7 protein-coding genes are annotated in these 10,566 nt (G+C 70.3%); 3 read left to right on the forward strand and 4 right to left on the reverse strand.

What is annotated here, in order from left to right; translation table 11 throughout:
- Window positions 1-52: 52 nt before the first annotated feature.
- On the reverse strand, window positions 53-3,349 hold the full coding sequence (locus JWQ81_RS14405; protein ID WP_297541594.1) for an ATP-dependent DNA helicase: 3,297 nt from the start codon (window positions 3,347-3,349) through the stop codon (window positions 53-55).
- Window positions 3,346-6,558, reverse strand: coding sequence for an ATP-dependent DNA helicase (locus JWQ81_RS14410; protein ID WP_297541596.1), 3,213 nt, complete (start codon window positions 6,556-6,558; stop codon window positions 3,346-3,348). Before JWQ81_RS14410 ends, JWQ81_RS14405 begins: the two co-directional genes overlap by 4 nt.
- Window positions 6,559-6,628: 70 nt before the next feature.
- On the opposite strand from JWQ81_RS14410, the gene JWQ81_RS14415 reads away from it, so the two are divergent.
- Window positions 6,629-6,949, forward strand: a complete 321-nt coding sequence (locus JWQ81_RS14415) for an MGMT family protein (protein WP_297541598.1) — start codon at window positions 6,629-6,631, stop codon at window positions 6,947-6,949.
- A gap of 105 nt (window positions 6,950-7,054) precedes the next feature.
- Here JWQ81_RS14415 and JWQ81_RS14420 read toward each other — a convergent pair whose 3' ends face one another.
- Window positions 7,055-7,864: a uroporphyrinogen-III synthase gene (locus JWQ81_RS14420; protein ID WP_297541600.1), complete on the reverse strand. Its 810-nt coding sequence runs from the start codon at window positions 7,862-7,864 to the stop codon at window positions 7,055-7,057.
- Window positions 7,857-8,828 (reverse strand): YafY family protein, encoded by a 972-nt coding sequence (locus tag JWQ81_RS14425; RefSeq protein WP_297541602.1) that lies wholly within the window; start codon window positions 8,826-8,828, stop codon window positions 7,857-7,859. Before JWQ81_RS14425 ends, JWQ81_RS14420 begins: the two co-directional genes overlap by 8 nt.
- A gap of 63 nt (window positions 8,829-8,891) precedes the next feature.
- Between JWQ81_RS14425 and JWQ81_RS14430 the strand changes: the two genes are divergently transcribed.
- Both JWQ81_RS14430 and JWQ81_RS14435 read left to right on the forward strand, forming a co-directional pair.
- Window positions 8,892-9,287: a DUF3224 domain-containing protein gene (locus JWQ81_RS14430; protein WP_297541604.1), complete on the forward strand. Its 396-nt coding sequence runs from the start codon at window positions 8,892-8,894 to the stop codon at window positions 9,285-9,287.
- Between the two features lie 2 nt (window positions 9,288-9,289).
- A complete protein-coding gene (locus JWQ81_RS14435; protein ID WP_297541606.1) occupies window positions 9,290-10,402 on the forward strand; it encodes a winged helix DNA-binding domain-containing protein in 1,113 nt (370 codons plus the stop codon).
- Window positions 10,403-10,566: the final 164 nt, after the last annotated feature.

Here is a 10,566-nt window from a genome sequence, read left to right on the forward strand (position 1 = left end):
CGGCTCGCCCGGGTGCGGGTGTCCCGCAGGACACAGTTAGCGGCCGGAACACTCACGAGTCCGGGATACTGCGCAACAGCTCGCGGAGACTTTCGGGGTCCAGCAGGTCTTCCGGCCACACCGTCACGTTGGCGGAGACGTAGTGGAACGCGGCGCGGACCTTCTCCGGCGGCACCCGCCGCATCGCGGCCCAGGCCAGCCGGTACGCGGTGAGCTGCACGGCCAGCGGCCGCATCTTGGCCGCGTCCGGCACCCCGCCGGTCTTCCAGTCGACCACGGTCCAGCCGCCGTCCGGTTCGGCGAACACGGCGTCCATCCGGCCCCGCACGGCGACCCCATCGACGTCGGTGGAGAACGGGACTTCGACGTCGAACGGCATGCGGTTGGCCCATTCGCTGGCCTCGAAGGCTTCCTGCATGTCTGCCAGGGTGTGATCCTCGACGGCGTCGGGGTCCGCCGCGCCGGGCAGGTCGTCGATCTCGAAGAGCCGCTCGCCGCCGAACCGGTGCTCGAGCCAGGCGTGGAACGCCGTGCCCCGTCGAGCGAAAGCGTTGGGCGGCATAGGAAGCGGACGTCGTAAGCGGCGCGCGAGGCCGGTCGCGTCGGTGGCGAGCTCGACAAGTTGACTCACCGAAAGGTGCGAAGGCAGAGTGACCTGCTCCGTGCGGGTGGCGGCGTTGGCGCGTTCGGCGAGCAGGACGTCGGTGTCGGTGATCCAACCGTCCGGGTCGTCCTCGGGCTCCTCGTCGCTGTCATCCTCGTCCGACTCAGCAGCGTGCATCGCGGAGAAGACCAGTTCCACACCCTCGGTCACGCCGTCACGCCGATCGCCGAGCGGATCCACCGGCCACTGGGCCGTCCGGGAATCCGCGACGAGCGGGTTTTCGTCGTCCGGCTCGGGCTCGTCCGCCCAGAGGCCGATCTTTCCGAGCGCGGTGTCCTCTTCGGACTCTATCGAGGCTTTGACCAGTTCGGAGATCTCCAGAAGAAAGCCGGACGGCCCCTTCGGCTTCGCGCTCGTGTCGTTCCACCAATGGCCGGACACCAGCAAAGCGTGCTCGGACCTGGTCAGCGCGACGTAACAGAGCCTGCGCTCCTCCTCCGCTTCCCTTTCCACGAAACCCTCTTCGTGCAGTTCGAGTCCTTCGAGGACTTCCTTGCGGTCATAACCCACCGCGACACGCAGCTCGGGCAGGTCCTGCGCGTCCCCGCGCAAGGCCGCCGGGAGCGCGGTGACCGTCCGCAGCCACGACGACGACCGCCGCTTGCTCGGAAACACATCCCGGACCAGGTGTGGCACCGCGACAACCCGCCACTCCAGGCCTTTCGCGGAATGCGCCGTGAGCACCTGGACGCGGTCGGGCACAACCTCCACCTCACCGGGCGTGAGTCCGTCCTCAGCGTGCGAAGCGGTGTTCAGGTAGTCCACAAAGGACAACAGCGTCGACGTCGGCGCTGCCTCGGCGTAGTCGGTGACGACATCGGCGAAAGCGTCGAGGTGCGCCCGGCCGGCCGCGCTGGGCCGCGCGAGCGACTCGACGTCGAGCAGCATCGTGCGCTCCACGTCGGCCACCAGCTCGGGAAGCGACTGGTCGAGACGTCGGCGAAGCATGGACAGCTCACCGCCGATCCGCCGGATGCGGCGGTACCCGTCGCCGGAATAGCCGTACTTCTTGGGGTCACCGGGATCGTCGAGCGCGTCCACCAGCCCGGCTTGCTCAGCCCGCTCGGAAAACAGGATCGGGTCATCCGAAGACCCGGCGGACTCACCGCCTGCCGGTGGCGGACTGGACAAGTCGTTTGCTCGCCGCCACAGCGCGGCGAGGTCGAAAGCGGCGATACGCCAGCGCGCACCGGTCAGCAGGCGGGCCGCGGCGGTGCCGGCGAGCGGATCGGCCAGTACTCGCAACGTACTCACGAGGTCGGCCACCTCGGGCTCGTCGAGTAGCCCGCCCAGGCCGACGACCTCCACCGGGAGTCCTCGCGCGCGCAGCTCGGCCGCGATCGGCGCCATGTCCGACCGGCGGCGCACCAGCACCGCGGCCGTCGGCGGCTCGCCGGTCGCTTCGAGCTCGGAGAACCACCGCTCGGCCAGCGCGTCAGCCACCCAGACCCGTTCCGCGCGGACGTCCGGCAGCAGCGCGCAGGCGATGTCAGCGGGCCCGGCGCCGTCGCGAGCGCGCAGCCGCGCGACCCCGAGTCCCCCGGCGCGCAACGGTTCGGCGATCGCGTTGGCCAGCGCCAGGATCTCGGGCGGGTTGCGGAAGCTGGTGAGCAGGCCGAAACTATCCGCCGGGAGAAACTTTCGCCCTTCCTTGCGGGGAAAGTCGGTGGTGAAGCGCGGCAGGTTCGCCGCACTCGCGCCACGCCAGCCGTAGATCGCCTGCGCCGGGTCACCCACCGCGGTCACCGGCATCGGCGAGTTCTCCACCCCACCGAACAATCCTCGAAGCAGGACTCGCTGTGCGTGCCCGGTGTCCTGGTATTCGTCCAGCAGAACGGTTCCGTACCGCTCGCGCTCCCCAGCTACGACCTCGGGATGAGTCTGGGCAAGCTTCGCGGCGAGCGACATCTGGTCGGCGAAGTCCAGCGCCCCTTCGGACCTTTTGCGCTGCTGGTATCCCTCGACCAACGGCAGCAGTTCGAGCCGGAACCGTTGTGCCGTCATGACGTCGATGAGTTTCTGCGGCAGCGCGGAACGTTGCCCCTTTGCCCGCGGCGCGTTCTCGATCACCTCACAGAGCCAGCGAGAATGCTCGGCGAGGTCGGCGACCTCGACCATGTGCTCGCCCAACTCACCGGCGAGCGCGAGCACCTGCGCGGTGACCGAAGACGGCACGCGATCGGTCTCGAGGTCGTTGTCCCAAGTGGACACCACCCGGTGCGCGATCTGCCACGACGCCGTCTCGGACAACAGCCGTACCCCGGGTTGCACGGGCAGCCGCAGGCCGTGTTCGGCGAGCAATCGACCGGCGTAGGCGTGGTAGGTCAGGATTGTCGGCTCACCGGCGAGCACCGCGGCGCGCCGGGCACCGCTGGGGTCGAGTCGTTCCAGCAGACCGGAACCGGCCAGCCTGCGCAACCTGGCGCGGACCCGCTCAGCCAGCTGCCGCGCCGCCTTGCGGGTGAACGTCAGCCCGAGCACCCGTTCCGGGGCGACCAAACCGTTCGCCACCAGCCAGACCACGCGCGCGGCCATCGTCTCGGTCTTGCCGGCGCCGGCGCCGGCGACCACGAGCGCCGGCTCGATGGGCGCGGCGATCACGGTGGCCTGTTCGGGGGTCGGCGGGTGCAGGCCGAGCGCCTCGGCGACCCCGGCCGGCGTCACCCAGTTCAGCGCCTTCGTCACGGCCCGGTCACCTGCCTGCCCTCGGGTCGGATCGGGCACGAACCCCTTGCCGGACAACGGTCGCAGTCGGAGTTCTCGGATGCCTCGTACACCGGCCCGGCCGCGGACTCCGCCACCGAGCGGACCAGTTCGAGCCAGTGCTTCCCACTGTCGTCGTCCAGCGGCGCTTGCTCACGCTGGGTCGACCCGGTCTTGTTGTTCGATTTCGCGACGTAGACGAGTTTCGCGCCACCGGGCACTTGCTTGCCCTCGAACGCACCGAGCAGTACGGCCAGTTGGTACGCGGCCAGCTGCGGGTGCAACTCGGCGTCCGCCGCGGTGACCGGGACCTTGCCGGTTTTGATGTCGATGATGACCGGGCGGCCTTCCGAGTCCATTTCGACCCGATCCACGCGACCCTTCAGCAGTACCCGGGCCTCGCCCTCCTCGGCCGGCAGCTCGACCTCGATGTCTTGTTCGACACCGGTTTCCTTCAACTCCGCGCGACTCTGCCGGAGCCACGAGATGAAGTTGCGCAGCATCTGCTCGACACGGCGTCGCTCACGGCGGGAAAACCAGGGCGCACCGGCGTCCACCCGCGCCCACGCGTCGTCGAGCGCGGCCTGGAGCTGCTCGTCCCCGGTACCGGCGGCGACCGCCTGCGCGAGCCCGTGCACCAGGGTGCCGGTGACCGCCGCGAGCTGCGCTGGGTCGCTGCCACCATGCCGCTCGATGAGCCAGCGGAGCGGGCAGCGCGCCAGGATGTCCACAGTGGACGGTGAAATGCGGACGAGGTCACCGGAGCTGTGCAGCGGTTCGTCCGTCGACGGGCCGGACAGTCCGTACCAGCCGCTCGGATGCGCACCCGGCACGCCGGCCTCGGCCAGTCGCCCGAGCTGCTTGGCCGCGCGGTTCCGGCGGACGGGCTCGGTCGCCGGATCGCACACGACCCGGCGCAGCTCACCGACCAACTCGGCGAGGACGAGTCCGCGTTCGGCCGGTTCGGTTTTGGCCAGCTTCGCCGTCTCGTCGCCCTTGTCCTCGAGGTCGTCGAGGAAGCGCGACGGCTGCTCGTCCTCCCCCGCGACCGCGCTGACCAGCAACGTCCGCCGCGCCCGGCTCGCGGCCAGATAGAACAAACGTCTTTCCTCGGCGAGGATCGGCGCGATGGCCGACACCTTTTCACCGTCCACACCGGACAGAAGATCGACAAGCCGTTCGACGCCGAGCAGCGAACCTCGCAGTCGCAGATCGGGCCAGCTGCCCTCCTGGACCCCGGCGATGGCCACGACCGTCCACTCGCGACCGGCCGCGCCATGTGCGGTGAGCAGCGAGACGCCTTCCTTGCGCATGGCCACCGGAGCCAGGCTGTCACCCGCGATGTTCTGCGAGGAAAGGTAATCCGCGAACGCGGCGACCCCGGAACGCGGCAGCCTGTCGACGTACCGGCCGGCCGAGTCGAACAGCCGGACCACGGCGTCGAGGTCGCGGTCGGCCTGCGCGCCGAGCGAACCACCGCGGCCCGCCAGGCGCAGCATCCGCTCTTCGAGACCGCTGGCTTGCCAGAGTTCCCATAGCACCTGCTCGACGCCGTCACCTCGGACAACAGCGCGGTGCGCGGCGTGCAGCAGGCCGCCGACACGACGGACGGGAAGCGCCTCGGAATCCGCTAGTCCAGCCAGAATATCGTTGCCCTGCAACACTTCGACCAGAAGATCATCGCTCGAACGCTGTCCGCCCGCGGCCGTTTCCAACCGGCGCAACCCTCGGCGTAGGCGGCGCAGCGCGAGTGGGTCGGCGCCGCCGAGCGCGGACGACAGCAGCATTTCGGCGAGATCGACGTCGAGCAGTCCTGGGTCGGCGGCGAGCCTCAGCACCGCGAGCAGCGGGCGCACGGCGGGCTGGCGGGCCAGGGGAAGTTCTTCGGCGGCCGTGCCGATCGGCACCCCGGCCGCGCGCAAAGCCCGCTGCAGCACCAGGAACGACCGCGCGGGCGAGCGGACGAGCACCGCGATCTCCGACCACGGCACGCCGTCGACAAGATGCGCGCGCCGAAGCTGGTCGGCGACCCAGCTCGCTTCCGCGGCCGGAGTCGGCATCAGTTTGATGCGCACCAGACCTGGTTCGGCCTCGGGGCCGGTCGCGACCTTCCGGTGCGGCGACGCCCCCGCCAGGCTCGCGGCCAGCCGGGCGACAGCGGCGTGGACGCCGGTGCTGAGCCGGTGCGACCGGGACAGCGTGACCGTCCTGTCGCCGGCCGCGTCCGCGTCGACGAGCAGCCTCGGATCGGCGCCACGGAAGGAGAACACCGACTGGTCCGGGTCGCCGGCGACGACGAACTCCTCGGCGGTGGACCCGACGCGGCCGAGCAGCCGGTACTGCAGCGGGTCGAGATGCTGGGCGTCGTCGACGAAGAGGTGCCGGACGCGCGTCTGCTCCCGGACGAGCAGGTCGGGGTCGGAGTCGAGGGCGAGCAGGGCCGAGGTCACCAGCTCAGCGGCGTCGAGCGCGGGCGAACCGGGCATGCCGAGCGCGTTACCGCCCGCGCCCTGCAGGAGCGTGACCTCTTCGTACTGGCGCCAGAACTTGCCGGCCGCGATCCACTCGTCGCGGTGCTGACCGCGACCGACCTTGACCAGGTCCTCCGGGCCGAGGCCGCGTTCGGCGGCCCGCATCAGCAGGTCGCGAAGCTCCTCGGCGAACCCGGGAACGGCGAGCGCGGGACGCAAGCTGTCCGGCCAGTCGAGCGCGCCGAGCTCCAAGTCACCGGCCAGGAGTTCGCGCACCACGACGTCCTGCTCGGCGCCGGCGAGCAGGCGCGGCGCCGGGGTGCCGTCCGCGGCGGCCTGGAGGCGAAGCAGCCCGTAGGCGTACGAGTGGACCGTTCGCACCAGCGGCTCGCGGGCGGTCCGGCCGATCGGTCCGGTCTGCTCGGGATCGCTGTTGAGCATGCGGGTGATGTCACGGCGTAGGGCCTCGGCGGCACGGCGTGACGTCGTCAGCACGAGGATCCGTTCGGGGTCGACCCCACCCTGCGCGATCCGGCGCGCGACGGCGGCGGCGAGCAGCGTGGTCTTGCCCGTTCCGGGGCCGCCGAGGACGCGCTGGAACCCCTGCGGCGCGAGGAGGACACGCCTGGCCTGCTCGTCCCACGCCAGCGGGCGGACGGCGTCGGCAGGCGGACGCACCAGTCGCGCGCCCACGTGGTTCGCCGTTCTCCTGCCGCTCACACTTGCGATGGAACCACGCGAGTACGACGTGTTGCGGGACCGGGGGGCGTGTTGCGGCAGAGTAGGAGCCATGGACGACGAATTCAACGAACGCGTGCGCGAGGTGATCGCGAGCGTTCCGGCCGGCAAAGTCGCGACTTATGGGGATATCGCGGCGATCTCGGGGGCTCCGTCGCCGCGGTTGATCGGCCGGATCCTGGCGGAGGACGGCCACGACCTGCCGTGGCACCGCATCCTGCGCGCGAACGGCACCCCGGCGCCCCACCTGCTGCACGAACAGCTCGAACTACTGCGTGTCGAAGGCGTCCTCGCTGACGGCAACCGCGTCGACCTCCGCAAGTACCGCTGGGAGACCGAACCCCCACCCGCCCCCCACGACTCCCTCTTCTAACCCCTCGCCCCAATCGCAACTCGACGGCGAGTTGCGATAGTTAGCGTCCACAACGATCGCAACTCGACGGCGAGTTGCGGTGGTTGAGCGGTCAATGACGTGGGGTTAGGCCGGGCTGAGGCGGTCGGCGAGGAGCTTGACGAGGGCGCCGAGGCGCTGGCGCTCGGGCTGGACGGTGTGGACGCCGGCGGCCTCGAGCGGCGCGGCGGTGACAGGGCCGACGCACGCGCAGAGCGTCTCGCCGCGCAACGCCGTGAGCAGCGCATCGCACCGGCCGGACTCACGAGCGAGCGCGAGCAGGTTGGCGGCCGCCGGGGCGCTGGTGAACGCCAGCGCCTGGACCTTCCCCGCGATCACGCCGTCGATCAGCGCGTACACCAACGCCGGATCGACCGGGCCGTGCCAGCGGTACGGCTGCACCTCGACGACGTCGGCGCCCGCGTCGGCCAGCGCGCCGGTGAACTCCGGCAGCGGCGAACCGTGCAGCTGGACGGCGACCCGCTTCCCGCCGACCCCGGCCCCCAGCACCGCCGCGAGCAGCTCCGCGTTGCTCTCCTCCGGCGCCGAGAACTCCTCACGCAGGCCCGCCCCGCGCACGGCGCCGACGCCTTTCGGCCCGCGCACGAACACCCGCGACGCGCCCAACGACGTCAGCAGCCCGTCACGCAGCCCCCAGCCGTCCGCCGCTTCGACCCAGCCGCGGAAGCCCGCGCCGGTGGTGATCGCGGTGAAGTCCACCGGCGCGGCCAGCACGTTCTCGGTCGCCGTGCGCAGCAGCGCGTCGTCCGGCAGGGGGACGATCCGGATCGACGGTGCGTGCACCACGTTCGCGCCGTGGCGTTCGAGGGCGCCGATGAACTCCTCCGCGCGCCGCTCGGCGGTGATCCCGATGGTCACGCCGCTGAGATCAGCCATAGAACGAGCCCATCCTCCCGATCGCCTCGGCGACCTGTTCGCGCAGCTCAGGCGGGTCAAGTAGCTGCAGCTCAGGACCGAAACGGAGCAGCTCGCCCAGCGCCGCGTCATGCGGTTCGACAGGCAACTCCACGCGCAACCACCCGTCTTCGTCCGGTTCGCCGTCCCGCTCGGCCTGCCGAAGCGCGCCGACGCCGACCACGCCCAGGTAGAACGGTACGAGGGCCCTGGCACGGGGCGACAGGCGCACCACCGCGATCCGCGGGTACATCCGCCGCTCGAACTGCTCCGACCATTCTCGCCAGTAGCCCACCAGGTCGAAATCCGCGGGTCGCTTGAACTCCCCGACCTGCTGCAACGTGCGGATGCGGGAAATCCGGTAGGTACGGTCGTGCCCGTCCCGACGGCCCGCGAGGTACCAGTTGCCCGCTTTGAGGATGACGCCGAGCGGCTCGAGTTCCCGTTCGACGACAGAGCCGTCCCAGCGCTCGTAAGTCATCTTGAGCCGTCTGTCCTGCCACACGGCGTCGGCGACTTCGGACAGCTTCGGCAGGCTCTCGATCCCGCGATGCCACCCCGGGACGTCGAGGTAGAAGCGCTCCGCCACCCGCCCGGCGCGCGAACGCAGCTCTTCCGGCAGCGCGGCATACAGCTTGAGCTGCGCGGCCGCGAGCACCGTGCCCAACCCGAGTTCGGCGGCGGCGACCGGCAGCCCCGCCAGCGACAGCGACTGCGCCTCTTCCTCGGTCATCCCGGTCAGCCTGGTCCGATAGCCGTCGACCAGCTGGTAGCCGCCGGTGCGCCCGCGATCGGCATACACCGGGACGCCGGACGCCGACAGTGCGTCGATGTCCCGATAGATCGTGCGCACGGAGACCTCAAGCTCGGCGGCCAGTTCGTCCGCCGTCATCCGGCCGCGGTTCTGCAGCAGGAGGAGGATCGACAGGAGTCGGCTGGCACGCATACGGTGGATTCTCCCTCAAATACCTGACACAGGATGACAGGTATACCCGGCAAGGTGAGTCGCATGGACAACACATTCAGCATGCAGAGCTGGGACGAGAAGATCGTCAGCGGTATCGACGGCGCCCCGCGGGTGGCTCACGCGCACGCGACGATGAAGTACTCCGGCGTCATCGAGGGCACGTCGACCGTCGACTTCCTGCTGTTCTACGTCGGCGAAGGCTACGAAGGCGGCGGGCACACTGCGCCGGGTTTCGAGCGGATCGAGGGCAGCGTCGACGGTCGCAAAGGCAGCTTCGTCATCCGGCACGAGGTAGGTTTTGGTGCCAACGGGATCCACGGAACCTGGGAGGTCGTCGCGGGCTCCGGTTCGGACGAGCTGACCGGGCTCACCGGCACCGGCACGGTCGCCGCGAAGTCGGGGCAGGAAACGGTGTCGTACACCTGGCAGGAAGGCTGACCGTGGACCGCGAGCAGGTGCTGGCCTACCGGATCGCGGCGCAGGGTCTGCACCGCGACGAGCCGGACGCGGCGAAGCTGACCGTGTTCGACCTCGGCGTGCAGGACAGCCCCCGCGACACCGCCCTGCTCGCACTGGCCGCCCGGCAGGACGCCGACGTCACCGAACAGTCGCTTGTGGACGATCCGCGACTGGTCCTCGCCTGGACCCACCGCGGCGCACCGCATTTCCACCGCACCGAGGACCTGCCCGGCGTCATCGCGGCGTTGATCCCGCTCGACGAGTCCGACGCGATGGCGCGGATGGCCTGGCAGCGCAAGCAAGTCGAGGCGGCCGGGATGACGGCGTCGGACATCCTGTTCACCGCCGCGCGGGCGATGCGCAAAGCCGTCGGCAAGACGATGACCAAAGGCACGGCGAGCACCGCGGTCACCAAGCTGGTGCCCGAGTCGTTTTCGTACTGGTGCCGGGGTTGCCAGGCGACGCACATCCTGGAGCAGCTCATGCGGCTGGCCGCGCCCCACGGCGGAATCCGGCTCGTCGCAGGCGCCTCCCCGGCGACGCTGACGCCGCTGGAAGGCCGGGCCGCGATCCGCACGAAACCGGACCCGGTCGCCGCGGCAAGGGTGATCACGCAGTACTTGCGCGTCCACGGACCGGCGACGATGGCCGACGTCGCCGGGTTCGTCAACACCACAGGCGCGGCGCTGAAGCCGATCTGGCCGGACGACCTCGCCGAGGTCGACGTCGATGGCAAGCGTGTCCACCTGCCCGCGGAACACTTGGCAGAGCTGGAAAACCCACCCGAGCCCGACCTGGTCCGGCTCCTTCCGCCACTGGACCCGTTCCTCCAGTCGCGGGACCGCGCGCTGCTTTTGCCGGACAAGGCGCGGCAGAAAGAGGTCTGGAAGATCCTCGGCAACCCCGGGGTCGTCCTTGCCGAGGGCGGGATCGCCGGGACCTGGCGGGCCAAGGCGTCCGGCCGCAAACGCCTCGACTTCACCCTCACGACGTTCACCCCCCTCCCGCCCGCCACCCGCAATGCCGCCGAATCCGAGGCCGAGCGCGTGGCCACCACCCGCGGTTTTCCAGACTTGCGCGTCAGCTGGATTTAGCGCTCCCTGAAGTTCCAGGCATCGGCGTAGGACACGGTCAAGGTGGCTTTCACGACGTCCGAAACCTCGCGGGCCGGCCTCAGCAGTCACATCACCAGCAGCAGAGGCCCGACGCCAAGCCGACGCTTCGCCCGTCGCGAAAATGAGCGGAAACTGTCGGTGGG

This window comes from Amycolatopsis sp. (assembly GCF_025464955.1).
Classification (GTDB): Bacteria; Actinomycetota; Actinomycetes; order Mycobacteriales; family Pseudonocardiaceae; genus Amycolatopsis.

Excerpts from the sequence above, each read along its gene's own strand:
- JWQ81_RS14430 (WP_297541604.1), top strand. The coding sequence starts at position 8,892 with ATGGACAACACATTCAGCATGCAGAGCTGGGACGAGAAGATCGTCAGC.
- JWQ81_RS14415 (WP_297541598.1), top strand. The coding sequence starts at position 6,629 with ATGGACGACGAATTCAACGAACGCGTGCGCGAGGTGATCGCGAGCGTT.
- JWQ81_RS14425 (WP_297541602.1), bottom strand. The coding sequence starts at position 8,828 with ATGCGTGCCAGCCGACTCCTGTCGATCCTCCTCCTGCTGCAGAACCGC.
- JWQ81_RS14420 (WP_297541600.1), bottom strand. The coding sequence starts at position 7,864 with ATGGCTGATCTCAGCGGCGTGACCATCGGGATCACCGCCGAGCGGCGC.